This window comes from Streptosporangium sp. NPDC049376 (assembly GCF_044466505.1).
GTDB lineage: Bacteria > Actinomycetota > Actinomycetes > Streptosporangiales > Streptosporangiaceae > Streptosporangium.
This window is the reverse complement of the sequence record NZ_JBITMT010000003.1, coordinates 131,204-155,770: the sequence shown is the minus strand read 5'-3', so window position 1 is coordinate 155,770 and position 24,567 is coordinate 131,204. Positions and strand designations below refer to the sequence as shown.

Annotated in this window: 26 protein-coding genes; 10 read left to right on the top strand and 16 right to left on the bottom strand. The window is 70.1% G+C overall.

Features of this window, described 5'->3' with window-relative positions; all coding sequences use genetic code 11:
- Nucleotides 1–31: 31 nt before the first annotated feature.
- Nucleotides 32–1,915, bottom strand: coding sequence for an ABC transporter ATP-binding protein (locus ACIBVQ_RS10425; RefSeq protein ID WP_352011070.1), 1,884 nt, complete (start codon nt 1,913–1,915; stop codon nt 32–34).
- A gap of 449 nt (nt 1,916–2,364) precedes the next feature.
- Here ACIBVQ_RS10425 and ACIBVQ_RS10420 point away from each other — a divergent pair, with 449 nt between their 5' ends.
- Both ACIBVQ_RS10420 and ACIBVQ_RS10415 read left to right on the top strand, forming a co-directional pair.
- Entirely contained in the window at nt 2,365–2,613 is a 249-nt protein-coding gene (locus ACIBVQ_RS10420) for a DUF6400 family protein (protein ID WP_352011071.1), read from the top strand.
- Nucleotides 2,600–2,830, top strand: coding sequence for a hypothetical protein (locus ACIBVQ_RS10415; protein WP_352011072.1), 231 nt, complete (start codon nt 2,600–2,602; stop codon nt 2,828–2,830). Before ACIBVQ_RS10420 ends, ACIBVQ_RS10415 begins: the two co-directional genes overlap by 14 nt.
- Nucleotides 2,831–2,833: 3 nt before the next feature.
- Here the strand turns inward: ACIBVQ_RS10415 and ACIBVQ_RS10410 are convergent, their stop codons facing one another.
- The 6 genes from ACIBVQ_RS10410 to ACIBVQ_RS10385 all read right to left on the bottom strand — a co-directional run bounded on the left by ACIBVQ_RS10410 (nt 2,834) and on the right by ACIBVQ_RS10385 (nt 5,845).
- Complete coding sequence (locus tag ACIBVQ_RS10410; protein ID WP_399176875.1) at nt 2,834–3,235, bottom strand: hypothetical protein; 402 nt, start codon at nt 3,233–3,235, stop codon at nt 2,834–2,836.
- The gene (locus ACIBVQ_RS10405; protein WP_399176873.1) at nt 3,232–3,948 is read right to left on the bottom strand and encodes a protein-L-isoaspartate O-methyltransferase; all 717 of its coding nucleotides are present in this window, start codon (nt 3,946–3,948) and stop codon (nt 3,232–3,234) included. The genes ACIBVQ_RS10410 and ACIBVQ_RS10405 overlap by 4 nt, the downstream gene beginning before the upstream one ends.
- The gene (locus tag ACIBVQ_RS10400) at nt 3,945–4,085 is read right to left on the bottom strand and encodes a hypothetical protein (RefSeq protein ID WP_352011074.1); all 141 of its coding nucleotides are present in this window, start codon (nt 4,083–4,085) and stop codon (nt 3,945–3,947) included. Before ACIBVQ_RS10400 ends, ACIBVQ_RS10405 begins: the two co-directional genes overlap by 4 nt.
- A 140-nt stretch (nt 4,086–4,225) precedes the next feature.
- Complete coding sequence (locus ACIBVQ_RS10395) at nt 4,226–5,083, bottom strand: helix-turn-helix domain-containing protein (protein WP_399176871.1); 858 nt, start codon at nt 5,081–5,083, stop codon at nt 4,226–4,228.
- A 5-nt stretch (nt 5,084–5,088) separates the two neighbouring features.
- Nucleotides 5,089–5,601 carry a DUF6879 family protein gene (locus ACIBVQ_RS10390; protein WP_399176869.1) on the bottom strand — a complete coding sequence of 171 codons (513 nt, stop codon included), beginning with the start codon at nt 5,599–5,601 and terminating at the stop codon, nt 5,089–5,091.
- On the bottom strand, nt 5,570–5,845 hold the full coding sequence (locus ACIBVQ_RS10385; RefSeq protein WP_352011077.1) for a hypothetical protein: 276 nt from the start codon (nt 5,843–5,845) through the stop codon (nt 5,570–5,572). The genes ACIBVQ_RS10390 and ACIBVQ_RS10385 overlap by 32 nt, the downstream gene beginning before the upstream one ends.
- A gap of 218 nt (nt 5,846–6,063) precedes the next feature.
- Here ACIBVQ_RS10385 and murJ point away from each other — a divergent pair, with 218 nt between their 5' ends.
- Entirely contained in the window at nt 6,064–7,626 is a 1,563-nt protein-coding gene (gene murJ, locus ACIBVQ_RS10380; RefSeq protein WP_399176867.1) for a murein biosynthesis integral membrane protein MurJ, read from the top strand.
- 90 nt (nt 7,627–7,716) lie between these two features.
- Here the strand turns inward: murJ and ACIBVQ_RS10375 are convergent, their stop codons facing one another.
- The 3 genes from ACIBVQ_RS10375 to ACIBVQ_RS10365 all read right to left on the bottom strand — a co-directional run bounded on the left by ACIBVQ_RS10375 (nt 7,717) and on the right by ACIBVQ_RS10365 (nt 10,726).
- Nucleotides 7,717–8,340 carry a hypothetical protein gene (locus ACIBVQ_RS10375; RefSeq protein ID WP_399176865.1) on the bottom strand — a complete coding sequence of 208 codons (624 nt, stop codon included), beginning with the start codon at nt 8,338–8,340 and terminating at the stop codon, nt 7,717–7,719.
- Nucleotides 8,324–9,601, bottom strand: coding sequence for an aminotransferase class I/II-fold pyridoxal phosphate-dependent enzyme (locus ACIBVQ_RS10370; RefSeq protein ID WP_362912365.1), 1,278 nt, complete (start codon nt 9,599–9,601; stop codon nt 8,324–8,326). Before ACIBVQ_RS10370 ends, ACIBVQ_RS10375 begins: the two co-directional genes overlap by 17 nt.
- Nucleotides 9,602–9,718: 117 nt before the next feature.
- On the bottom strand, nt 9,719–10,726 hold the full coding sequence (locus tag ACIBVQ_RS10365) for an aldo/keto reductase (RefSeq protein WP_399176863.1): 1,008 nt from the start codon (nt 10,724–10,726) through the stop codon (nt 9,719–9,721).
- Between the two features lie 106 nt (nt 10,727–10,832).
- On the opposite strand from ACIBVQ_RS10365, the gene ACIBVQ_RS10360 reads away from it, so the two are divergent.
- Both ACIBVQ_RS10360 and ACIBVQ_RS10355 read left to right on the top strand, forming a co-directional pair.
- Entirely contained in the window at nt 10,833–11,375 is a 543-nt protein-coding gene (locus ACIBVQ_RS10360) for a helix-turn-helix domain-containing protein (RefSeq protein ID WP_362912361.1), read from the top strand.
- A gap of 137 nt (nt 11,376–11,512) precedes the next feature.
- Complete coding sequence (locus ACIBVQ_RS10355; RefSeq protein ID WP_399176861.1) at nt 11,513–12,256, top strand: group II truncated hemoglobin; 744 nt, start codon at nt 11,513–11,515, stop codon at nt 12,254–12,256.
- A 2-nt stretch (nt 12,257–12,258) separates the two neighbouring features.
- Here the strand turns inward: ACIBVQ_RS10355 and ACIBVQ_RS10350 are convergent, their stop codons facing one another.
- Together ACIBVQ_RS10350 and ACIBVQ_RS10345 are read right to left on the bottom strand one after the other, a co-directional pair.
- The gene (locus ACIBVQ_RS10350; protein WP_399176859.1) at nt 12,259–13,227 is read right to left on the bottom strand and encodes a magnesium transporter CorA family protein; all 969 of its coding nucleotides are present in this window, start codon (nt 13,225–13,227) and stop codon (nt 12,259–12,261) included.
- Nucleotides 13,228–13,238: 11 nt separating this feature from the next.
- A complete protein-coding gene (locus ACIBVQ_RS10345) occupies nt 13,239–14,303 on the bottom strand; it encodes an FAD-dependent oxidoreductase (RefSeq protein ID WP_399176857.1) in 1,065 nt (354 codons plus the stop codon).
- Between the two features lie 237 nt (nt 14,304–14,540).
- Here ACIBVQ_RS10345 and ACIBVQ_RS10340 point away from each other — a divergent pair, with 237 nt between their 5' ends.
- Nucleotides 14,541–14,972 (top strand): hypothetical protein, encoded by a 432-nt coding sequence (locus ACIBVQ_RS10340; RefSeq protein ID WP_352011086.1) that lies wholly within the window; start codon nt 14,541–14,543, stop codon nt 14,970–14,972.
- Between the two features lie 71 nt (nt 14,973–15,043).
- On the opposite strand, the gene ACIBVQ_RS10335 is transcribed toward ACIBVQ_RS10340, so the two are convergent.
- Nucleotides 15,044–16,240, bottom strand: a complete 1,197-nt coding sequence (locus tag ACIBVQ_RS10335; protein ID WP_399176854.1) for a benzoate/H(+) symporter BenE family transporter — start codon at nt 16,238–16,240, stop codon at nt 15,044–15,046.
- A gap of 112 nt (nt 16,241–16,352) precedes the next feature.
- On the opposite strand from ACIBVQ_RS10335, the gene ACIBVQ_RS10330 reads away from it, so the two are divergent.
- Nucleotides 16,353–16,937, top strand: a complete 585-nt coding sequence (locus tag ACIBVQ_RS10330; protein ID WP_362912352.1) for an XRE family transcriptional regulator — start codon at nt 16,353–16,355, stop codon at nt 16,935–16,937.
- Nucleotides 16,938–17,179: 242 nt separating this feature from the next.
- Nucleotides 17,180–18,424, top strand: coding sequence for an MFS transporter (locus ACIBVQ_RS10325; protein WP_352011089.1), 1,245 nt, complete (start codon nt 17,180–17,182; stop codon nt 18,422–18,424).
- Here ACIBVQ_RS10325 and ACIBVQ_RS10320 read toward each other — a convergent pair.
- Nucleotides 18,405–19,139 (bottom strand): MBL fold metallo-hydrolase, encoded by a 735-nt coding sequence (locus ACIBVQ_RS10320; RefSeq protein ID WP_399176851.1) that lies wholly within the window; start codon nt 19,137–19,139, stop codon nt 18,405–18,407. The two genes, ACIBVQ_RS10325 and ACIBVQ_RS10320, sit on opposite strands and share 20 nt — an antisense overlap.
- Nucleotides 19,140–19,336: 197 nt before the next feature.
- Entirely contained in the window at nt 19,337–19,765 is a 429-nt protein-coding gene (locus ACIBVQ_RS10315; protein WP_352011091.1) for a hypothetical protein, read from the bottom strand.
- Between the two features lie 121 nt (nt 19,766–19,886).
- On the opposite strand from ACIBVQ_RS10315, the gene ACIBVQ_RS10310 reads away from it, so the two are divergent.
- Nucleotides 19,887–20,717 carry a putative RNA methyltransferase gene (locus ACIBVQ_RS10310; protein WP_399176849.1) on the top strand — a complete coding sequence of 277 codons (831 nt, stop codon included), beginning with the start codon at nt 19,887–19,889 and terminating at the stop codon, nt 20,715–20,717.
- Nucleotides 20,718–20,892: 175 nt separating this feature from the next.
- Complete coding sequence (locus tag ACIBVQ_RS10305) at nt 20,893–22,659, top strand: S9 family peptidase (protein ID WP_399176848.1); 1,767 nt, start codon at nt 20,893–20,895, stop codon at nt 22,657–22,659.
- Between the two features lie 249 nt (nt 22,660–22,908).
- On the opposite strand, the gene ACIBVQ_RS10300 is transcribed toward ACIBVQ_RS10305, so the two are convergent.
- Complete coding sequence (locus ACIBVQ_RS10300) at nt 22,909–24,450, bottom strand: GAF domain-containing SpoIIE family protein phosphatase (RefSeq protein ID WP_362912343.1); 1,542 nt, start codon at nt 24,448–24,450, stop codon at nt 22,909–22,911.
- Nucleotides 24,451–24,567: the final 117 nt, after the last annotated feature.

Sequence of the window (24,567 nt, the reverse complement as noted above, 5' to 3'; positions counted from 1 at the left end):
GTAGGGACGAGTTCAGACCGTGGAGACTGGCTCAGTGGACGGGCTCCTTCTCCTCTGACTGGTTGAACTGGGTGCGGTGGAGCTCCTCGTAGCGGCCGCCGGCGGCGAGGAGGGAGGCGTGGGTGCCGCGCTCCACGATGCGGCCGTTCTCGACCACGAGGATGAGGTCCGCGGCGCGGACGGTGGAGAGCCGGTGGGCGATCACCACCGAGGTCCGCCCGGCGAGCGCCTCACCCAGGGCCTCCTGGACGGCGGCCTCCGAGGTGGAGTCCAGGTGGGCGGTCGCCTCGTCGAGGATGACGACCCGGGGGCGTGCCAGCAGCAGCCTGGCGATCGTCAGACGCTGACGCTCACCACCGGACAGGCGGTATCCGCGCTCACCCACGACCGTGTCCAGCCCGTCGGGCAGCGCCGAGACGAGGTCGGCCAGCCGGGCGCGCCGCAGCACCTCCCAGATCTCCTCATCCGTGGCCTCAGGGCGGGCCAGCAGAAGGTTGGCGCGGACGGACTCGTGGAACAGGTGCCCGTCCTGCGTCACCATGCCGAGCGTCTCACGCACCGACTCGGCGCTCAGGTCACGGACGTCGACACCGGACAGCCGCACCGCGCCGCTGTCGACGTCGTAGAGACGGGCCGCCAGTTGCGCGATCGTCGACTTGCCCGCCCCCGAGGAGCCCACCAGCGCGACCATCTGCCCGGGCTCGGCCCGGAAGGACACCCCGTGCAGCACCTCGACGCCACCACGGGTGTCGAGGGTCGAGACCTCCTCAAGTGAGGCGAGCGACACCTTGTCGGCCGAGGGATAGGCGAAGCCGACCCCGTCGAACTCGATGGAGACCGGCCCCTCGGGCACCGGCCTGGCGTCCGGGGCGTCGGTGATGAGGGGCTTGAGGTCGAGCACCTCGAAGACCCGCTCGAAGCTCACCAGCGCGGTCATCACCTCGACCCGCGCGCTGGCCAGGGCGGTCAGCGGGGCGTAGAGCCGGGTGAGCAGCAGCGCCATGGCCACGACCGCGCCCGGTTCGAGCTGCCCGCGCAGCGCGTAGAACCCGCCGAGGCCGTAGACGACGGCCAGGGCGAGCGCGGAGACCAGCACCAGCGCGGTGACGAACACCGACTGGGACATGGCCGTGCGCACGCCGATGTCGCGCACCCTCCTGGCCCGCCCCTCGAACTCCGCCGACTCGCGCCTGGGCCTGCCGAAGAGCTTCACCAGCGTGGCGCCCGGCGCGGAGAAGCGCTCGGTCATCTGGGTGATCATCGCGGCGTTGTGGTCGGCCGACTCGCGTTCGAGCCTGGCCAGACGGGTGCCCATCCGGCGGGCCGGCAGCACGAAGAGCGGCAGCAGGAGCAGGGCCAGCAGGGTGATCTGCCAGGAGGTCCCGACCATCACGATGAGCGTGAGCACGAGCGTCACGATGTTTCCGACCACGCCGGAGAGGGTGTCGCTGAAGGCCCGCTGCGCCCCGATGACGTCGTTGTTCAGCCTGCTGACCAGGGCGCCGGTGCGGGTGCGGGTGAAGAAGGCGATCGGCATGCGCTGCACGTGGTCGAACACGGTGGTGCGCAGGTCGAGGATGAGCCCCTCGCCGATGCTCGCCGACAGCCAGCGGGTGACCAGCCCGAGCCCGGCCTCGACGACCGCGATGACGGCGATCAGGGAGGCCAGGAGCACGACGAGGCCGAAGTCGGCGCCCTCGACGATCGCGTTGACGACCCGGCCCGCGAGCACGGGAGTCGCGACCGCGAGAACCGCCGTCGTGACGCTGAGCAGCAGGAACCACGTCAGGAACCGGCGGTGCGGCCTGGCGAAGGCGCCGATGCGCCGCAGGGTCGCCCGGGAGAAGGGCCTGCGCTCGTTCTGGGCGTGCATCGCGTGGTACATCGACGTCCACGCGGTGACTTCTATGTCCATCGCTCTTCTCCGGGGGGGTGGTGGCCTTCCGACCGCTCTTCGAACAGGTTGACGACACCGAAAGGCTCTCATCCGTCACCGACAAAACCGCCGCGTGACCGCGTCCGCGTGGAGACGGGGCGTGGCCGCCCTCCAGGTGTGGCCTCCCCGAACACTAAGACCTCAACATATGTTCAGGTCAACCATGGCACGACATCCCGTGAGACACGTCACGAACTAGGCAAGAAAAACGACATAAGGTATAAAAAGGTATAAAGAGGCCTCGTGGCGCGTCGCCGGATGTCCGACTGATCACAAAGATCCGCCACGTCTCCGTCACGGAAACCCCGTGAAGGCGTGCGGGAAGCCCATGAGCTCCGCGAGCCCCACGAAGCAGCGGGGAAGCCCACGGGCCCGGCCCCCGCGAAACCCCGCCAAGGAAAGCCCAGAGCGACCCACAGGAAAGTCTCATGAGTCAGGACAACAGCAACGCACACGTCGTCGTCGAGATCGACCTCACGCTTGAGGAGGCCCGGCGGCGGGCCGCGGTCATGGAGGCCCTGGGAGACGACTGGGACCCGATCGCGGTGATGCGGGGCGAGGAGGAGGCCTACGACCTGCTCTACTCGGGCCTCGACGAGCGGCAGCAGGAGATCTACGACATGCTCGTCGCCGCCGGGGTCCTGCCGTACCGGGGGGCGGGGCATGCTGCCGATTGATCCGCACGCCGACCTGGGACGCAGGGCCTGGGTCCCCTGCCCGGGATGCCGCGACGACAGGGACTGCGCCCCCTGCTCCGACGGCCGCAACTGCTCGGACCACTGGCGCTATCTCATCCGCACCACGGGAAGCCTGCTGCACCTGCAGTGCCCCGGCTGCACCCACCTGTGGAGCCACGAAACCAACTTCGGCGCAGGCGGCGGCCGCCCCTTCTGACCGTCACGGATTGACGACGCGTCCTGGATGGTCCACCCAGATGACGTCGCCTTCAGGCGTGGCGGTGTAGCCATACCGGTCGCCGGCCGGGCAACCCCAGGAGATCCAGCGCAGGAACGCCTCCTCGGCTTCGCCGTACACGTCACGGTCGCCGCTGTACCGCACGATCCAGTCGTTCTCCCCTTCGCTCCAGGCCACGTAGGCGGCCGAGGTGTCGGAGTGCGCCCACAGGACGAACCCACCGTCGTGCTCAGTGGTACAGACGACGCCGGGCAGCATCGCGTTCAGGAAGACGGAGGCGGCCCACTCCCCGGTGATCCTCCGCGGGTCGATCCGGGCCGGACGCCTGCGCACGTCATCGCCGAGACCCCGAAGCTCCTCCGGACGCTGACCGCGCATCATCATGAACGAACAGCCCGATTCGACACGACCAACCGCCGTACCGTCGCCGAGGGCACGCAGGACGACGAACGCGCCATACCGCCACATCGGCATCCACGGAAACACGACGGTGCCGCCCGGCCGCGTCTGCCTGATCCACGCGGGTGACGCCTCGGTCGCGCCGACGGTGACATGCCCGCGTCGTACGGCTGACCGCCTGGATACCCCAGGGCTCCGTCCCCATGGACCAACCGGACGGCGTCGCGACCGGCCCGCGCCAGGTTGGCTCGCGCCTGCCGGTGGACGTCGGCGTCGATCTCGACGCTGGTGACCTGGCCACCGCCGACGAAACTGGAGACGAGCGCCGCCGTCCAGCCGGTGCCGGTGCCGATCTCCAGCACGTGGTCGTCGGCGTGGAGGCCGAGAAGCCCAAGCTCGGTGGCCACGATCGTGGGCATGGAGTTGGAGGAGCTGTAGAGGCTTCCCTCCTCATACCCCTCGACCAGGGGTGCGGCCCCGTCGTCGATCTGGGTGACGATCGAGATGTCGCTGTAGACGACCTTCTCCCAGGCTGAGGTGTCCGCGTCCCGGTCGATCACATAGCCGGGCCCGTCACCCGGCGACACCCATGCCTGGCCTGGGATGAACAGCTCTCTCGGGTTCGCCTTCAGGGCCTCCAGCCACCGAGGGCCCAGCGCCTCGAAGGGCCCGGCTATCCGGTCGATGAGATCGGTCACTTCTTACCGCCGCCCGCGTGCTTGCCGTCTCCCTGCCCACCCGGCTGCTGACCATCCTGAGACGGCTTCGGCTGCTTGGGCAACGGCTTGTCGCCGGACTTCTTGTCGTCGTCGTGCTTACCCACCAGAGGTCTCATCGGGTTCCCTTCGTTTCCGGGCTTCCACGGGACCAAGCCCGCTCAGACGTCGACGCACGTGTCAGCGGCCTCTCTCAGGCACCGCTCGTGGTGCCGAGTGAAGGTCACGACCTCAATGTGCCAACGGCCCGGAGCGGAGGCTAGGAGATTTCATGTGATTGCAGAAAGTCACGCGCCTGTTCGATAAGGGCCCGTGCTTCGTCCCCATAAACGGCCTGCCCCTGCAGCAGGGTGAAAACCTTCATGAAGTAGGCGAGGTCTTCGGCACGAGTGGTCTGGAAACGCCCAGACCACATCTCGCTGCGCACAAGGCCGGAGTCGAACATATAGAAGCATTCTCCACCCCAAATCTTACGGAATCCGGGTGGAATAATGCCAAACGCAACGTTGGGCAAGCGGGTAACCCGTGACAGGAAGTCGAACTGCTCGTTCATCGCATCCATGTCGCCGTAGGCATAGGTGAGAACGGCAGCTTCGATAACGAAGCTGTACATATGAGCCGTGCCCCCGGTGAGAAAGCGCTGTTTCCCCAGGCGGGCCTGAACTGCTCCTTCCACGCCCTCCATCGGCAGGTCATGGAGCATGGCACTGATGGTCTGGATGCCACGCGAGTAGCCCACAGTTTGCAGGATGCCGGGCACGACGATGGCTTCGTACACCCGCAAGAGCTTGGTCCGCTCGTACAACGGGGTACCGCGAGCCTGAACTGCCTGCCGGCTGTGCGTGCGGAAGGTCGTCCGATACTCCTGCCACATGCGTCGCACGTCACGGTAGACAGCGATCAGCTCGGGAACGAGGCCCTCGACGCCACAGGCTATGCACCAGTCACGAATGTCTTGTTCAGAGGGATTCTGCCGGGCATGCTCGATACGACTGACCTTGGTGGGGTGCATGCCCGTGAGGTCGGCCAGCTTCCTGCCGTTCAGTCCAGCGTCTCGGCGCAGATCCCGGAGTCTGATGCCGAAGGCTTTCCGCGCCTCAGCCGACTGGTCTTGCACGTGGGTCAGACCGGGCGGTACTCATGATGTGGAATCGCTGCGGAGTAAGCCGCCTCGAAGATCTCCAGGCAGCGAGCGACGGCAGCGGGATCGTCAGTGAACTGGATGTCGGCCCGCTCCCCGTTCCCGTCCAGAACGTTGAACATGGCGAGCCTGCCGTCCAGGACGAACATGTCGTTGCCGGGAAGCAGCACCGTGGAAGCGAGCCGCCGGGGCAGCCAGCGCAGATCCTCACCCGCGTCGACCGCGCTGCCGGAGTAGCGGAGGGACATGCGCTGGTAGTCCGAGAGTGGTTCGGAGACCAGTCTCACTCGGCGCAGATGTCTGCCATCGCGTTCCTTCTCGGCGACTTTGGCGGCCCATTGCCGGTAGGAGGCGTCCACAGCGTCCAGATCACCCGCCAGGAAGAGCTTCAGATCCTCCTTGTCAGCACCGTAATAGTCGTGTAGCTCAAGCTTGCGGGTGTCTCGACTCGCCCGCGCCAGTTCAGCCCGACGTTGGACTGAGATCGACTCCATAGTGCTCCTTGACATACATCCTCACGAACCGCTCCACCAGCGCCTCGGAGATTTCGACGAAACTCTCGTCATCCTTCAAGGCGCGTAGCTGGACCGCGACGTCCTCACCATGACGGAGACCCTGAACCATCCAGCTTCCCCGGTTGGTGCGGTAGAGGCTGGGGCAGTCTTCCTCATCCTTGGAGTCAGGGTCCTTGCAGAAGAAGGTAACCGTGATCGGCTTGGCTGCGCCGGAACCTTGCATGAGATTGCACCCCCAAGGTCGCAAATCGCCACCCTGAGCGTGTACGGCACATCAACAGAGGTCAAGCAGCTTGAGCGGAATAGAGCCGGAGCCATCCACGCCGACGCTCACACACCGTAGGACTTTCTGTCCAATATAAGCATATTTGACCGAAAGTCCTGATCCAATTCCCGTCGAATGCCTCACCTGCCATGTCCTGTTCATGAAATATGGCGTTCATGGACGAAGGACTCGCGCGTGCGGGGCGGGCCATGGCCGTGGGGACGTTCGTCTCCAGGGTCACCGGTTTCCTGCGCACACTGGCACTGGTCGCCGCGCTCGGGCTCGGGAAGGGCCTGTTCGACACCTACACCGTCGCCAACACGCTACCCAACTCGATCTACGACCTGGTGCTCGGCGGGGCGTTGACCAGCGTCCTGGTCCCGCTGCTCGTCCGGTATCCCGACGAGCTCTACGCGCAACGGCTGCTGTCGCTGGTGGTCTACGGCCTGGGCGCCACCGTGGTGGTCACCACCCTGTTCGCCCCGCAGATCGTGGACCTGTGCGCCGGTGACCTCGGCGCGGACCAGCGGCGGGTGGCGATCGCGCTCACCCGTTTCTTCCTGCCGCAAGTCCTGTTCTACGGCGTGGGGACGACCCTGGCCGCCGTCCTGAGCGCCCGGGGCCGCCAGGCCGTACCGATGTGGGCGCCGGTGGCCAACAACCTCGTGGTCGTCGCGACCACCGCCGCCTACCTGGCGATCGGCGGCACCGGCAGCCTTGAGAGGCTGACCGTCGCCCAGACCTGGCTGCTCGGCGTGGGCACCACGGCGGGCGTCGCCGTACAGGCGCTCGTGCTCTGCCTGGCCACGCGCGGCACCGGGTTCCGGATACGGCTGCGCGCCGATCCGCGAGGGGTCGGTGTCCGGCGGATCGCGGCCATGGCGGGCTGGACGCTCCTGTCCGTGGCCGCCGCGCAGATGGCGATCATCGTGGTCAACCGGCTCGCCCTGGCCTCGGGGGAGGGAGCCCTCGGCGCCTACGCCAACGCCTACACGCTGTTCCAGCTGCCCTACGCGGTCGTCACCGTGTCCATCGTCACCGGAGTGCTGCCGGGGCTGAGCCGGGCCGCGGCGCGGCGGGACCTGTCGCTGGTGACGACCGAACTGTCCCGGTGTCTGCGGCTGTCCGGCGTGGTGCTCCTGCCGGTGGCCGCCTTCCTGGTCGTGCTCGGCCCGTACCTGGCCACCGTCCTGTTCGCGCACGGCAACGCCACCCCTTCGGCCGCCGCGCTCACCGGGTCGGTCCTGGCCGCCTACGGCCTGGCCCTGGTGCCGTTCTGCGGCTATCAGGTTCTGTTGCGCGGTTTCTACGCCATGCAGGACACCCGTACCCCGGCCATGATCGGGCTGCTCGTCACGGCGACCACGATCGGCGGCGCGGTGGTCTCGGCGTGGCTGGTGCCCGGCCCACGGATGGTCGTCGGGGTCGCGGTCGGGTACGCGCTGGCCAACTGCGCCGGGTTCCTCGTGGCGGCGGCCGTACTGCGGGGCAGACTCGGCAGGGTCGACGGTCACCGTCTGCTGCGCGCGCACGGCCGGATGCTCCCCGCCGCGCTCGTCGCGGGCGGGGCCGCGGCCGTCGTGGCACGCCTGACCGGGCAGGTCACCGGACCGGGGTGGGCGGGTTCGCTCGCCGTGGTGCTCGTGGCGGGCGCGTGCGGAGCCCTGCTGTACGGCCTGGCCGCGTGGGCGCTGCGCGTCTCCGAGCTCCGAACCCTGGTCAGCGCCCTGCGCGCCTGACCGCCGCGCCCGCGAAACCGGCCCTGCGCGCCTGGCCGGCGTACCCGTGAGCCGACCGCGCGCCTGACCGACGTACCCGCGAGCCGGCCCCTACGTGCCTGAGGAACCGTCCGCCGGCACGCGCCTGAGGACGGCCAGCGCCTTCGAGGCGGCGTCGCGCACCGCGGACTCCTCGTCGGCCAGGCACGCGGTCACCGCCTCGGTCAGGTACGGCACCGCGGCCCTGAGATCGAGGACGGCCTGGGCCATGATCACCTCAATGGCCTCCTCGTCCCAGACGTCCTCGCTCTCCTCGGAGTCCTCGGGGTCCTCGCTGAGCAGCGTCTCCAGGGTCGCGGCGATCTCCGCCTCCCGCCCCCGGGGGTCGGCCGCGGCCCTGATCTCCTCCTGCGGCACCTCGGGCTGGGCGGCCTCGCCGACCTCCCCGAGGAAGTCCAGCAGTACGGCCCGCAGCGGCGCCGAGGCCACCCGGTGCCGGGCCGTACGGGGATCGGACAGCAGCCCGGCGACGACCAGCGCCGCGGGCGGGGTTGCCGACCAGGGCGTTCCCTGGTGGATCACCGCCGCCCACAGGTGGTCGACGGCCTTGACCCGCGCCCGCTCGTCGTCGCCGACGAGCGCGTCGAGGTGGGCGGGGACGTCGACGGCGACGCCGTAGGCGTGGAACAGCCGCGACCAGTCAGGCTCGCCCAAGCCGTTACCGGGCCTGCTCAAGCAGCTTCTCCGTGCCGACCAGGCGGACGCAGACGGCCAGGCCGCTGATCGCCAGCTCGACCTCGGGCAGCTCGGGGTAGGTGGGCGCGATGCGGATGGTGCTGTCGGCGGGGTCGTCGCCGTAGGGGTGGGTCGCACCGGCCGGGGTCAGCGCGATGCCCGCCTCCGCGGCGCGGCTGACCACCTGGCGGGCGCACCCCGGCAGCACGTCGAGGCTGATGAAGTAGCCGCCGAGGGGCTTGGACCAGGTGGCCAGGCCGGTTCCGCCGAGCTCCTTGCCGAGGATCAGGTCGACCGTGTCGAACTTCGGCCGGATCAGCTCCCGGTGGCGGCGCATGTGGTCGAGAACGCCCGCCTCGTCCTTGAGGAACTCCACGTGCCGCAGGTGGTTGATCTTGTCGGGGCCGATGGTGCGCTTGCCGGTGTGGCCGAGCAGCCAGGACACGTTCGCCGGGGAGGAGCCGAAGAACGCGACGCCGCCCCCGGCGAAGGTGATCTTCGAGGTGGAGCCGAAGACGAAGGCGCGGTCGGGGTTGCCGTGCTCCGCGCACAGCGCCAGGATGTCGGCGATCTCGACCTGGGTGTCCGTCAGGTGGTGTACGGCGTAGGCGTTGTCCCAATAAATCCGGAAATCAGAGGCGGCCGTCGGCATGGCGGCCAGGCGCCGTACGGTCTCGTCGGCGTAGGAGACGCCGTTGGGGTTGCTGTACTTGGGCACGCACCAGATGCCCTTGATCTGGGCGTCCTGCCGCACGAGGTCCTCGACGACGTCCATGTCGGGGCCCTGGTCGTTCATCGGCACCGGAATCAGCTCGATGCCGAAGCGCTGGGCCAGCGCGAAGTGACGGTCGTACCCCGGCACCGGGCACAGGAAGGCGACCCTCGGCTCGTCCACCCAGCGGCGTTCGCCACCGGGCACACCGCTGAGCAGCGCGTGGACGAGGGTGTCGTGCATCAGGGACAGGCTGGAGTTGTTCGCCGCGACGAGCTGGGCGGCGGGCACCTGGAGCAGGCCGCTGAAGATCGCCCGAAGCTCGGCCAGACCCTGTCCGCCACCGTAGTTACGGCAGTCGGTCCCGTCGGCGGCGGTGTGGCCGCTGGGCAGCGTCAGCATGGCGGAGGCCAGGTCCAGCTGGCCGGCCGAAGGCTTGCCCCGGGTGAGGTCAAGCGAGAGACCGCGCTGGACGAGCGCGTCGTAGTCACGCCGGGCGCGGTCACGCTGAGCGGTCAGCTCGTCGAGGTTCAGAGCCGAAAAGGTCACGGGATTTCCTTCGCCTGCTGGTCAGAATGGCCTTCGCAGAATAGAACAGCCGGAAAGCGGGTTATCTGCCGGGTACGGCATGCCATACCCGGAAATATCAGCTTTTCCGAAGTTCGATCAGAAGGACGCCCCGGTCACGGGACGGTGTGCGGGCCGGGAGACCTCCTCAAGCCGGGCGGCCAGTTCGGCGGGAAGGCCGAGGGCGAATCCGGCCGCGTTCCGTTCGTACTGCCCCAGGCTGCGCGGGCCGATGACGACCGAGGTGACGCCCGGCCTGGCGGCGACCCAGGCGACGGCCACCTCGACCGGCGTGACGCCCAGTTCTGCGGCGACCCCGGCCACCTCGTCCGCGATGCCGTGACTGCGCTCGCTGAGCATCTCCCCCGCCCAGCGGTCGGCCGCGGGGCTGGACATCGCCAGCAGGGAACTCATCCTGCTGTCCGGGCCGGGGGCGACACCCCTGCGGTAGCGGCCCGCCAGGACGCCGCCGCCGAGCGGGGCGTAGGTGACGACGCCCAGACCGTGGCGTTCACACGCGGGCAGGATCTCCGCCTCGATCAGCCTGGCCAGCAGGGAGTACTGCGGCTGGAGGCTGACCATTCTCGTGCCCCCGACGCGTTCGGCGGCCCACTGCGCCTCCACGATCTGCGGCGCGGTGAAGTTGGAACAGCCCAGATAGCGGACCTTTCCCGAACGGACGAACCCGTCGAGGGTCGCCATCGTCTCCTCAACGGGGGTCTGGGGGTCCCACTGGTGGCACTGGTAGAGGTCGATGTAATCGGTGCCGAGACGTCGCAGGCTCGCCTCAAGCGCCCTGGTCAGGTGCGCCCTGGACAGTCCCCGGTCGTTCGGGCCCGGCCCCTGGGGACCGAAGGCCTTGGTCGCGACGACCACCGAGTCCCGGCGTCCGCGCAGCGCCTTGCCGACGATCCGTTCCGCCTCGCCCGCGTGGTAGATGTCGGCGGTGTCGATGAAGTTGTTCCCCGCGTCGAGGAAGGCGTCGATGACGCGGATCGCCTCCACCTCCTCACAGCCGCCCACGCCGGGACCGGTGCCGAAGTTCATGGTGTCGAGGCAGGTGCGAGAGACCTTCAGGCCGGAGCCGCCGAGCCGTACGTGATCCATGGAAATACCCCCGATAGAATCGGAACCAGCGTTCCGCTTGGAATGCGCGAAACGATACGGAACGCTTGTTCCGGTTGTCAATGATCGCGAAGAACGGAGGACGAGGATGCGCACGGACGCACAGCGCAATCTGGCGCGCGTGCTGAGCGCGGCGGAGGAGGTCCTGACCCGCGACGGCCTCTCCGCCCCCATGCGGGCGATCGCCGCGCGGGCCGGGGTCGGCGTGGGCACGATCTACCGGCAGTTCCCCACCAAGGAGGCCCTCTACCAGGCGATCGTCGTCGACCGTCAACGCAGGCTCGCCGAGGAGGCGCGGGCGTTGGCGGAGGCGGCCGAACCCGGCGCCGCGTTCTTCGCCTTCTTCGCCCGCGTCGTGGAGGACGCCACCCCGAAGAAGATCTTCGCCGACGCCCTGACCGAGGCCGGGATAGACGTCAAGGCCGCGACCGCGGGAGCCCACGACATCCGCGGCGCCGTCGAGACCCTGCTGGTCCGCGCCCAGCAGGCGGGTGAGGTGCGCCAGGAGGTGGAGATGCCGGAGATCCTGGCCCTCCTGACCGCCGCCTGCCTGGCCGCCCAACACCAGAACTGGGACGAGACCCTACGAACCAGAGCACTCGACGTCGTCTTCCACGGCCTGCGCCCCTGAGGGCCCATCGGGGGGCGGGAGCAACCGGGCGCCCTGAAGACGCACCACCCCCGGGGCCGGACGCCCCCGTCAGGCCGACGAAGGTGGCATGAAACGGTGATGTAATGTCGATTACATAGTTACAAGGGAGTTGTGTGATGGTTGTTGAGTACATCCGCTACCGGGTTCCCGACGGGGAGGAGTTCGAGGCCGCCTACCGGCGTGCCGTCGTGCCGCTCGGGCGGGCGCCGCAGTGCCTCGACTACGAACTGTCCCGCTGCGTCGACGAGCCCGAGTGCTACGTCCTGCGCATCACCTGGACGTCGGCCCACGACCATCTCCAGGGCTTCCGCGGCAGTGAGCACTTCCAGGAGTTCTTCGCGGAGATCAAGCCGTATGTGTCGAACATCGAGGAGATGCGGCACTACGAGAAGGTGATCGAGAAGACCGAGCCCACGTTGTTCGAATGGGCCGGGGGCGCGCAGGCGCTCGAACGGCTGACCGAGACGTTCTACGGACGGGTCATGGACGACGACCTGATCGGACCGCTCTTCGCGCACATGGATCCCCGCCACCCCGCGTACGTGGCGATGTGGCTCGGCGAGGTCTTCGGCGGCCCCGCCCGCTACACCGGAGAACGCGGCGGCCACTCGCACATGATCTCCCACCACCTCGGCAGGGGCATCACAGAACCGCAGCGCCGTAGGTGGGTCAGCCTGCTCATGGACGCGGCCGACGAGGTCGGCCTGCCCTCAGACCCGGAGTTCAGGGCGGCGTTCGCGGGCTACATCGAATGGGGCACCCGGCTGGCCGTCCACTTCTCCCAGCCGGGCGTCTCCCAGCCGGGCGAGGAGCCGGTGCCGCGCTGGGGCTGGGGCGTCATGCCGCCGTACCAGCCCTGACGCTACAGCCAGCCCTTGCGTTTGAAGGCGGTGTAGAGGGCGGCCGAGGTGATGACGATGGCCAGGGTGGAGATCCAGAAGCCCGCCGTGTGGCCGAAGCCCGGGTAGGGGACGTTCTGGCCGTAGAAGCCGGTGATCATCGTGGGCACCGCGATGATCGCGGCCCAGCTGGTGATGCGCTTCATGATGTCGTTGAGCCGGAAGCCCTGCTGGTTGATGTGGGCCTCCCTGACGTTGCCGACCAGTTCGCGCAGGGAGTCCGTCCACTCCGCCGCACGCAGGGTGTGGTCGTAGACGTCCTGGTAGTACGGCGTCAGCGCCGGGTCGACCATCTCCACGCTGCGCCGCAGGAGACTGCCGACGACCTCCCGCACCGGTACGGCCAGCCGCCGGAAACGCACCAGTTTCTTGCGCATCTCGAACGTCAGCCGCTGGATGTGCACCCGGTCCCCCGGCACGTCGGCGAACAGGTCGTCCTCAAGCGCCTCGACCCGGTCGTCCATGGCCTGCAGCACGTCGAAGTAGCCGTCCACGACGTAGTCGAGCAGGCCGTGCAGCAGGTACGGCACGCCGTACCTGGCCATCTCGGGGTTGGCGTCCCAGCGCCGGACCACCTCGTCGATGTCGAACCCGGGGTTCTCCCGCACCGTCACCAGGGCGTTCTTGGTGACGAAGACGGATATCTCGACGAGGTCGAGACTCCCGCTGTTCAGCTTGGCACCGTAGACGGTGATGAACAGGTGGCTGTCGTAGCTGTCCAGTTTGGGGCGCTGGTGGCTCTGCAGGGCGTCCTCGACGGCCAGGCGGTGGAGTCCGAGCTCCTCGCTGATCGTCTCCAGGTCGGCGGGCGTCGGCGAGCACAGGTCGAACCACACCACGGCGGAGGGGTCCCCGACATGCTCGGAGACCTCGTCGATGGGGAAACCCTCGGCCTTCAGAGCCCCGTTGCGGTACAGGCGGGTGCGGTCCATGGCGTTTCACACTAACCCGGTAAGGCGGCCTCGGAAACGGCTTCGAGAAGCCTCCTGATGTGCCTGACGGCGGTACGGCCCGCGCGGTTGGCCCCGATGGTGCTCGCGGAGGGACCGTATCCGACCAGGTGGACGCGGGGGTCGAGGACCGCGACGGTGTCCTCGACCCGGATGCCACCGCCGGGCTCACGCAGGCGCAGCGGGGCCAGGTGGTTGACGACGGGCCGGAACCCGGTGGCCCACAGGATCACGTCGGCCCTGACAAGATCACCGGTGTCATCCCAGACCACCCCTTCGGGGACGATCCTGTCGAACATCGGCAGCCGGTCCAGCGTCCCGGCCGCCATCGCGGCCCTCACCTGGGGGGTCAGCGGGTAACCGGTCGCGCCGACCACACTGCCCGGCGGCAGGCCCGCCCGGACCCGGGCGTCCACCCTGGCGACGGCGGCACGGCCCGCCTCCTCGTCGAACGGTCCCTCGCGGAAGACCGGCGGGCGGCGGGTGACCCAGGTGGTCGTGGTGACGCGGGCGATCTCCATGAGGAGCTGCACCCCGGAGGCGCCCCCGCCGACCACCACGACGTGCCTGCCCGCGAACTCCTCGGCGCTCACGTAGTCGGCGGTGTGCAGTTGCCGTCCGGCGAAGGTCTCCTGCCCGGGGTAACGCGGCCAGAAGGGGCGTTCCCAGGTGCCGGTGGCGTTGACCAGGGCACGGGCCGACCAGTCGCCGGCCGAGGTCCGCACCAGCAGCCTGCCCTCGGGCCCCTCCTCGACGGAGCGCGCCTCGACCGGGCGCAGCACCGGCAGGTCGAAGGTCCGCTCGTAGCGGGCGAAGTACTCGGAGACGACCTCCGCCGAGGGACGGCCGGGGTCGGGGTCGCCCAGCGGCAGGCCGGGCAGGTCGTGCACCCGGTGCGTGGCGCCGAGGGTCAGCGAGGGCCAGCGGAACTGCCAGGCGCCGCCGGGAGCCGGTGAGCGGTCGAGCACGACGAAGTCGAGACCGGCCCTATTCAGGAAGTAGGCGCTGGACAGCCCGGCCTGCCCCGCTCCGATGACCACGACGTCGATCTGCGTCATGCTCCCTGGCAACCACGGCCCATCCACGGATAATCCCCCGCGAATCCCCCACGCGGCCGAACGCGCGCCTGACCATGTCAGCCGTGGACGCCTCCACACACGGCCCGACGCGCACCGGACCGTGTCGGGCCGCCCACCTCGGGCGATCCCCCCTCCTGCGGCCGGACCCGCATAATCGGGCCGTCCCGGGGCAGTTTGGGTGACCAGCACAGCACAAGCAGCCCGAGATGAGGTCACATGTTGGTTCTTGGAGTCCTCCTGATCGTCCTCGCGGGCGCGACTGTGGTCGCGGTCTCCTGGGACGAGGCCGCCACCGCGACGGCGACCGCGACGTTCACGGTCTTCGACCGCACCCTCCAGCTCTCCCAGCTGGAGTTCTTCTTCGCCGGAGCCGCGACCGGCGCGGTCTTCCTGCTCGGCCTGGCCCTGCTGATCGCCGGGACCCGCCGCTCCGCCGTACGGCGAAGCAGGCTGCGTGCCTCCCGTCTTGAGGCGCGTGACCGCATGAACCGCCTGGAGCGGGAGAAGCAGGAGCTCGAACGCAAGCTCGCGGAGACCCCCGAGACGGCCGACCCCGAGACGACGGCCCCGCACCCCCGTGTCGAGGTCCCTCGTCAGCACTCGGCCGACCAGCTCGTCGCGGGCCGCCACACCCGCCCGTCGAAGTAGGGACCACGAGGTGGGACCGCGCCTTCCCGCCCGGTACGGCTCCGCGCCCGGCCGCCGGACGGGAAGGCGGGTCAGCGTAGGGCGGACTCGGCCTTCTCCGGCTCCGCCGGAGCCACCGGAGCCCTCCGTCCGCCGTACAGGAGGGTCATCAGGCCTCCGGCGACCAGACCCCAGAAGGCGGCGCCGATCCCGAACAGGGTCATCCCGGAGGCCGTGACCACGAAGGTGATCACGGCCGCCTGCCTGCCGTCCGGGTCTGCCAGAGCCGCGGCGAGCGCGGAGACGAGCGCGCCGACGAGGGCCAGGCCCGCCACGGCCTCGATGAGCACCGGCGGGGAGAGCAGGACCAGCGCGGTGGCCAGTCCGGAGCCGACGCCAAGGACGATCATCGAGACACCGGCCGTGACGGAGGCGATCCAGCGGCGTCCCGGGTCGGGGTCGGCGTCGGGGCTCGCGGCCAGGGCGGCGGTGATGGCGGCCAGGTTCACCGCGTGGCCGCCGAGGGGGGCGCCGACCGTACTGGCCAGGCCGGTGCCGAGCAGGATGCCGCGCAGCGGGGGGCGGTAGCCGTACTGGGCGAGGACCGCCATGCCCGGCACGTTCTGGGAGGCCATGGTGACCAGGAACAGCGGCAGGGCGACGCTGATCATGGCCTGGGGGCTCCAGGTGGGGACGGTGAACTCCACGACCGGACGGATGTCCACGGCACCGAGGCCGGAGCTGGTCAGCGCGATGGCCACGACCGCGACCATCAGGGCGCAGGGGACGGCCCACCGGGCGGCGAAGCGGCTCAGCAGCGCCCAGGTGAGCACCACGGGGGCGGCCATCAGCGGCACCTCGCCAAGCGCCCTGACCGGGGCCACGCACAGGTCGAGCAGGACCCCGGCGAGCATGGCGCTGGCCATGGGGGCCGGGATGGCCGCGACCAGGCGGCCGAGCGCGGGGAAGAGCCCGGCGGCGACGATCAGCAGGCCGCAGACGACGAAGGCGCCGACGGCCGCGGGGAAGCCGCCCTCGACGGCGCCGGTTGCGACCAGCAGCGCGGCGCCGGGGGTGGACCAGGCGATGGTGATCGGCATCCGCCGCCACAGCCCGAGACAGATCGCGACCACCCCGTTGGCCAGGCACAGGGCGAGCAGTCCCGACGCCGCCTGGTCCTGGTCCGCGCCGACCGCCCGCAGCCCGGCCAGGACCACGGCGAAGGAACTGGCGAAGCCGACGAGCGCGGTGACGATCCCGGCGAGGGCCGGTTGCAGAAGGCGTGACATCGTTCTCCGTTCTCCGCCCGGCGGCACGCGACCCCGCCCGACGGCATGCGCATCTCACCCGGCCCGTTCCGAACGACGCGCGGACGATCGTTCCGTAAACGGAACAGCGGGCATGCTGCACCATAGCCCCATGGAGTGCCACTCACAAACCCCTCGTCCGGCTCTGGAGAGCAATACTCACGACATCGGCCTGCGAATCCGCCAATTGCGTGAGGAACGCGGCATGTCGCTCTCCGAACTGGCCCGTCGTGCGGGCGTGGGGAAGGCCACCCTCTCCGGCCTGGAGAACGGCACCCGCAATCCGACCCTGGAGACGCTCTGGTCGGTGACCGCCGAACTCGGCGTGCCGCTGGCCGTGGCCCTCGGCACCGCCCCCGCCGCCCCGGGCACCACCATCAGGGGTACGGCCGTCGCCGCCGTGCTCCTTGAGGTGTTCGAGGAGAGGGAGGTGACCTACGAGCTCTACCGGATGACGGTCCCGGCGGGCGCCGCGCAGACCTCCCCGGCCCATCACCGGGGGGTGACCGAGCACATCACGGTCTTCTCCGGGACGCTCAGGGTCGTCGCCGCGGACCGCACGCTGACGGCCGGGGCGGGCGAGCACATCGGCTGGGTGTCGGACGTGCCGCACTCCTACGAGGCCGTCGGCGACCAGGACGTCCACGCGAGCCTGCTCATCCGCTACCCACGACGCTGACCGCCCATCCACGACATCAGCGTCGCCCACGGCCCCACCCAGGACACACCACCGAAACCCGACCACGATCCCGCCCGCCCAAAGCCGGCCGGGGCACGCACCGCCCACAGCCCGTCCGGAGCGCGACACCGAAGTCCGCCCACTACCCGCCCAAAGACGACCCGGGGCACACGTACCGCCCACAGCCCCACCCCGGGGACCCCAATGGTGCGGCAAAAAGGGCATAAACGTATATTCATCCCATGACTCCACGAGCCAAGGCGGGGCTCTTCTGGGCCGTGGGCGTCCTTGCCTACGTGATCGCGGTCTTCCACCGCCAGTCCCTCGGCGTCTCCAGCATCGAGGCCGCCGCGCGGCTCGGGGTCGGCGCGGCCGGGCTCTCCGTCCTGGCGATGCTGCAGCTGCTGGTCTACGCGGCCATGCAGGTGCCCGTCGGGGTGCTGGTCGACCGGTTCGGCTCGAAGCGCATGCTGGTGACCGGCGCGGTCGTGATGGGCTGCGGCGAGCTGGTCTTCGCGTTCGCCGACGGCCTGACCGGCGGCATCGCGGGCAGGGCGCTGATCGGCTGCGGCGACGCGATGACGTTCATCAGCGTGATCCGGCTGGTCAACGTCCACTTCTCCGCCCGCCGCAACCCGCTGATGGTGCAGCTCACCGGCCTGATCGGGCAGGTGGGCGCGATCGCCTCCACGGTGCCGCTGATCCACTCCCTGCGCGTCAACGGCTGGACCCCGACCTTCGTCGGCGCGGCCGGGCTCGGGGCGGTCTCGGCGGTGCTACTGCTGGTCGTGCTCCGCGACGCCCGGCCCGCGCGGACGGCGGAGCGGCCGAGCCTGGGCGCCGCCTGGGCCGAGCCGGGGACCCGCCTCGGCATGTGGACCCACGCGGCGACCCAGTGCTCGGCCGCCGCGTTCCTGCTGCTGTGGGGGTATCCGTTCCTGGTCCAGGGGCAGGGCCTGTCCCCCGCGACGGCGGGTGTGCTGCTGTCCACGTTGACGCTGTGCGGCATGGTCTGCGGACCGCTGATGGGCTACCTCGCGGGCCGTTTCCCCTTCCACCGCTCACGGATGGTGTTCGTCGTGGTCGGCAGCACGGCCGCGGCGTGGACCGCCGTACTGGCCTGGCCGGGACGGGCCCCGCTGTGGCTGCTGGTGGTGCTCGTGGTCGTGCTGGCCTCCAACGGGCCGGGGTCGATGATCGGCTTCGACTACGCCAGGACCTTCAACCCGGCCGCCAGGATCGGCGCGGCGACCGGCATCGTCAACGGCGGCGGGTTCGTGGCCTCGATGTCGTTGATCGCCCTGGTCGGGATCGTCCTCGACCTGACGGGACAGACGACCCTGGAGTCCTTCCGCTGGGCCCTGGCCGTCCAGTATCCGATCTGGGCGCTGAGCGCCCTCCAGGTCCTGCGTTACCGGCGCAGGACCCGGAGGCTGCTGGCGGCCGTACGGACGGCCGAGCCCGAGGTCACCCCCCAAGCCGGGTGAACGGCTCGGCGAAGTGGGCGGTGGCGATCACGCCCCGCTCGGCCTCGACCTGTTCGAGCAGCTTCGTACGGGTGACCACGGCGAGGTCGGGATCGTCGTCGTACAGGTAGGGGATCGACGGATCGGCCAGCTGCACCGGGTGCAGCACCACGTCACCGGTCAGCACCAGGTCTCCCACCCGGACGACCTGGTGGCCGGGTGTGTGGCCCGGGGTGTGCAGGACCCTGATGCCGGGGAACACCTCGGCCCCGCCCTCGACGACCTGGACCCGCTCGCCCAGCGGCCTGACGAACCGGTCGAGGGCCGTCTCCTCCGCCGCCTCGATCTCGGCCCGCTGGAGCAGGTGCCTGGCGTTGGGGAAGGCGGGCGACCCGCCGACCACGACGCCGCTCGCGTGGTCGCTGTGCAGGTGGGTGACGACCACCGCGTCGATCTCCTCTGCGGCGACGCCGACCCGCGCGAGCTCCGCGCCGAGCACGCCGGGAACCGGCGCCCAGCTCGCGGCGGGCGAGTCCTCCGGCCCGACCCCCGTGTCCACCAGCACCGTACGGCCGGCCGCGTCACGCAGCAGGTAGCAGTGGAAGTGCAGCACCCACTCGTCGGTCTCCCGGTGCCCGCCCCCGGGGAACAGCTCCGTCAGCGGGCGCCGGACCGTCCCGCCCATCGGGCCCACGGCGTTGCAGAGGGGGAACACCTCGACTCCGGCGACTGTCATCGGCTGATGTGGCATCGGCTCTCCTGTTCGTCCACGGCTTGACGGCGCTATGGCGAATGTGGGTGTGACGCACCGCAGGCCGGGCCGCGTGCGATGATCCGCCCATTCTCCCTCACCGCCCCTTTCCTCTCCCCGTGCCGACCCGTCCGAGATCTCCCGACCAGGGCGCCAGGGGTGTCAAGCCTCGCCGACCCCGCTCAGTACGCCAGGTCCTCGTTCCTGATCGAGTCGACCCGGCAGTACCCGAGTGAACGCGTCCTGCGGTCGTAGAGACAGATCTTGATGTCGACCCTCGTGATCTCGCCGTCCGAGCCGAGCCGGTAGGAGCCGCTGGGGGCGCATGTCACGCGCGGCTGCGCCCACCCCGTCCCGCCGCCCGTGTAGTGGAACCTGGCCCTGATGTAGGCGCAGTGGTCACGGTGCGGGTCGCGGTCGTAGAGCGTGCCGTACACCTTGAACGTCTCGGCGCTGAAAGAGGTGATCCTGACGGTCGCCTTCGCGTAGCCGCCGTGGCCGGCCGAGGTCCTGACCGACCCCAGCCGGTAGTCCGCCGCGGCGGGAAGCGCGGTGACCGGGCCCGCCGCGAGGGCCACGAGGACGGCACCGGCGAAAAATGTCCTTCTCATGCTTCGAATTTGTACGGCCCGCCACTTGGAACCGGCTTGTACGGCACTGAGTTGAATTCCCCTTCAGAACAGGACGAGGGGCCGGGGCGGGGCACTCCCCGGGAGGCGGGATGATGGACGGATGCTGGCCGACGTCGTCCATCTTCTCGTCTGCCCGGTCTGCGGCGGCGACCTGGCCCTCGACGAGCGGGCCGTACGGTGTGACACGGGACACACCTTCGACGTGGCCAGGCAGGGATACGTCAGCCTGCTGACCGGTTCGCGGGCGCCGGGGACGGCCGACAGCGCGGACATGGTCGCGGCCAGGGGCGCCTTCCTCGGGGCCGGGCACTTCGCCCCCCTCGCCGAGGCCGTCGCGGGCGCCTGCCGTACGGACTCCGGGGTGGTCGTGGACGCGGGGGCGGGCACGGGGCACTACCTGGCCCGGGCGCTCGACCGGCTTCCGGGGGCGGTCGGTGTCGCGCTCGACGTCTCCAAGCACGCGCTCAGGCGGGCCGCGCGGGCCCATCCCCGGCTCGGCGCCGTCGTGGCCGACGTGTGGCGGCCACTGCCTCTCAGGAGCGGTTCGGCCGAGGTGTTGCTGAACGTGTTCGCGCCGCGCAACGGTCCCGAGTTCGCCAGGGTCCTCGCGCCCGACGGCACGCTGGTCGTGGTCACCCCGACCTCCAGGCACCTGGAACCGCTGGTCGAACGGCTCGGGCTGCTCTCGGTCGACCAGGACAAGGAGCGGCGGGTCGCCGACAGCCTGGGCGACCGGTTCGTCGAGGCCGGGCGGAGCCTGCACGAGTTCGGCATGACCCTCGGACGTGACGCGGTCGAGGCCGTCGTGGGCATGGGACCGAGCGCCTGGCACACCGATTCTCACGCTATGCGAGCGAGGATCGCAGACCTACCGGAATCCAGTGAAGTGACAGCTTCTTTCTATATGTCTATCTTTCACCGCCGTCTCTGATCAAGCCGTTAACTTGACAGACGCCTCCGAGATTCGTGTTACTGGAGTGACATTTAGTCCGAAATTCCCACACATTAATGAAGCAAACCAGTGGTGGAGGCGACATACTGGACGGCAATCCGGCGAGCCCGCGCCTGGACGCTTGAAGCCACGCCTTGACGAGGGGAAGCGATATATGAAGGCGGAGGAACGCTGGCAATCCAGGTTCCGAGCGCCCCGCGTGACCTTGCCCGTGTGGGCGCGGCGGGCCCCCGCCAGGAACGTCTACCGGAGCAACGCCTCGGGCACCTGGGAGATCTACGCCTGGGACCGCACGACAGGCGCGACCCGCCAGGTGACCACGCGTCCCAAGGGCACCTCGCACGGCACGATCGACCCCACCGGGAAGTGGGTCTGGTGGTTCTCCGACACCGACGGTGACGAGTGGGGCGGCTGGATGCGCCAGCCCTTCTACGGCGGCCCCGACGAGCCCATCGACCTGGAGCCCGGCTTCCCCTCGGGAATCGCCCTGGCCGCGACGGGTGAGGCGGCCATCGGCATGGCCAGGCCCGGCGAGGGCTTCACCGTCAGCCTCGTACGGCCCGGCGAACCCGCCCGGGTGATCTACGAGCACACCGAGGCCGCCTCCGTCGCCGCGATCTCCCTGGACGGCTCCCTCATCGCGATCAGCCACAGCGAGCACGGCGACTCGCGCCACCCCGCGCTGCGGGTGCTCAGACGCAACGGCACGGTGGTCGGCGACCTGCGCGACGGCGAGGGCAAGGGCGTGCTGGGCCTGCGCTTCGCGCCCGTGCTCGGCGACCGCAGGCTGCTGGCCCTGCACGAGCGCAGAGGCCGCAGGGAACCCCTGGTCTGGGACCCGGAGACCGGCGACCAGCGGGAGATCTGGCTGCGCGACTCCGGTGAGATCACCGCCGACTGGTACGACGACGGCCGCTCCCTGCTGCTCGTGCGGGCCAACCGGGGCCGTACGTACCTGCACCACTACGACCTTCCCGGCGGCAGGATGTCCCCGATCGACACCCCGCACGGGGTGATCGACGGTGCCACGCCCCGGCCCGACGACTCCGTCGAGTACTCCTGGTCGAGCGGCGCCCACCCACCGGTGATCAGGTCGACCAACGGCCACATCGTGGTGAGCCACGGCGGCCCGACCGCGCCGCTGTCCGTACCGGTCGAGGACCTGGACGTCGAGGGGCCCGGCGGGCGCATCCACGCCCTGGTCTCACGCCCGGAACGCGGCTCCGGCCCCTTCCCTGCGGTCTTCCTGCTGCACGGCGGCCCGACCTCGCAGGACGACGACTCCTTCGTGCCGCAGGTGGCCGCCTGGGTCGACCACGGCTTCGCCGTCGTGCGGATCAACTACCGGGGCTCGACCGGGTACGGCTCCGCCTGGCGGGACGCCCTGGTCGGCGAGGTCGGCCACATCGAGCTGGCCGACGTGGCCGCGGTGCGGACCACCATGATCGAACGGGGTATCGCCGACCCCACCCGCCTCGTGCTGGCGGGCGCCTCCTGGGGCGGTTACCTCACGCTGCTCGGCCTGGGCACCCAGCCGGGGATGTGGGCGGCGGGCATCGCCACCGTACCCATCGCCGACCACCTGGCCACCTACCGCGAGGAGACCGAGGCGCTGCGGGCCTACCACCGCGCCCTGCTCGGCGGCTCCCCAGAGGAACAGCCGGAACGCTACGCGAGGTGCTCCCCCATCACCTACGTCGACCAGGTCGAGGCCCCGGTGCTGATCCTGGCCGGAGAGAACGACCCCCGCTGCCCCATAGGACAGATCGAGACCTACGTCTCCCGCCTGGCCGAACGCGACCACCCCCACGAGGTCTACCGCTACGACGCCGGCCACGGCTCCCTGGTCGTCGCCGAACGCATCACCCAGATGTCCGCCCAACTCGACTTCGCCCGCAAACACATAACCCCAGGCCCCTGACCCCTCCGCGTGAAGAGTTCGGCTTGTGCTTCACCGGCCCTCAGCGTGAAGAGTGTCGGCTTGGGCGCGTCGGTGTCTGGACTGAGGAACGCAGGAGCGCAGCGACGCAGAGACGAGGGAAGACACCGACCCGAAGCGCCCAAGCCCGCGACGCCGCCAGGCGTCGCAAAGGGACACAACCCGCGACGCCGCCAGGCGTCGCAAAGGGACACAACCCGCGACGCCGCCAGGCGTCGCAAAGAAACACAATCACCTAGCTCTTAGAACCACGATCGCCAGGTCGTCCGCGCTGGGTTCCGTGGCGAAGTCCTGTACGGCGCGGCGGATCCGTTCGGCGACCGCCCGCGCGGACAGTCCCACGCACTCGGCGAACAGCTTGGCCAGTCCCCCGTCGTCGTCGAGCAGCCTGCCGCCCTGGCGGCGTTCGGTCACCCCGTCGGTCACCGCGAGCAGGACGTCGCCGGGGTCGAGGTGGACGAGCTGGGCCTTGAACGTCGCCTCGGGGAAGACGCCGAGCAGCGACTGGGAGGTCACCACCGTGTCCACGACGCCGCTCGGCCGCAGCCGTAGCGCCTCGGGGTGGCCCGCGGAGACCATGGAGACGTCCAGCCCGGTCGGCACCGGCTTGATCTCCCCGTGCAGCAGGGTCAGGAAGCGGGCACGGTCGCCCTCTTCGAGGATGGCCTGGTTGAGGCGGTCGAGGACGGCGGCGACGCCGTACCCCTCTCTGGCGAGCAGGCGCAGGGTGTGGCGGGCGAGGCCGGTGACGGCGGCGGCCTCGGGGCCGGTGCCGCAGACGTCGCCGACCGCGAAGCGCCAGCAGTCGTCCCCGGCCGCGAACAGGTCGTAGAAGTCGCCGCCGACCTCGTTGGTCTCACCGGCGGGCTCGTAGACGACGGCCGGGTCGAGGCCCGGGATCTCGCCGGGTTCGTCGGGAGGCAGCAGGCTGCGCTGGAGCGCCCGGTTGGCCGCGGCCTGGGTGGCGTAGAGCCTGGCGTTGTCCATGGCGAGGGCGGCGCGGCGGCCGATGTCCTCGGCGTACTGGAAGACGTCCTCGGCGAAGTGGTCGGGGCGCCCGAGGCACATCGCGCCGAGTGCCCTGCCCCTGGCCAGCAGCGGGACGACGAGCATCTGCCAGTCGCCGAGCTGCATGGCGCCGCCGCCCGCCTGCGGTATCTGGACGGTGGCGAGTTCCTCGCGCAGCCCGTCGATGCCGCGTTCGTCGGTGTGCCACAGGTAGGCGGGGCGCTGCGGGCCGCCGTTGTCGCTCCAGGTGTAGACGGCGCACCAGGTGGCCAGGCGGGGCACCACGATCTGCGAGATGATCGCGGGCACCATGTCGGGGTTGAGAGTCCCGGCGAGCAGGTCGCTGGCGTTGGCGAGGAAGCCCATCCAGAGCGGCCCGCGACTCGGCTCCTCCGCCTTCCACTCGGCGGCCTGCCCCTCGGCCTCGCCGGACAGGCCCAGCACCGCCCAGTGGGTACGCTGGTCGTCGGTGAAGGTGACGCCCCACTCCTCCACCGGCACGGTCGGGCGTTCGAACGCCGTCTCCGAGGTGTCCTGCCGCCGCACCTCGATCCGCAGGCCGTCGCCGAGGTGACTCCAGACGACCTCGAACGGCGCGTCCCCGGCCTGGCGGGCGAACTCCGCGACCAGCCGCTCGGCGGGCGTGAGCAGGGACGCGGCCGCCCAGGCGGTCATCACCTCCATGGTGAACCGCCTGGCTGCCGGGACGGCCGTGTCTCCTGGGGCGAATGTCGCGGCCAGGACGGCGCGGGGAGCGTTCGTCACTGTTCCGTGCCTACCACACTTGCTGCTGACATGGGGTAAATCGAAGGCGGGACTCGGAGTTGCGCACCGTGACAGACTGGGATGACTCACGGCTGCGCCCCCCGGGAGTCAAGGAGG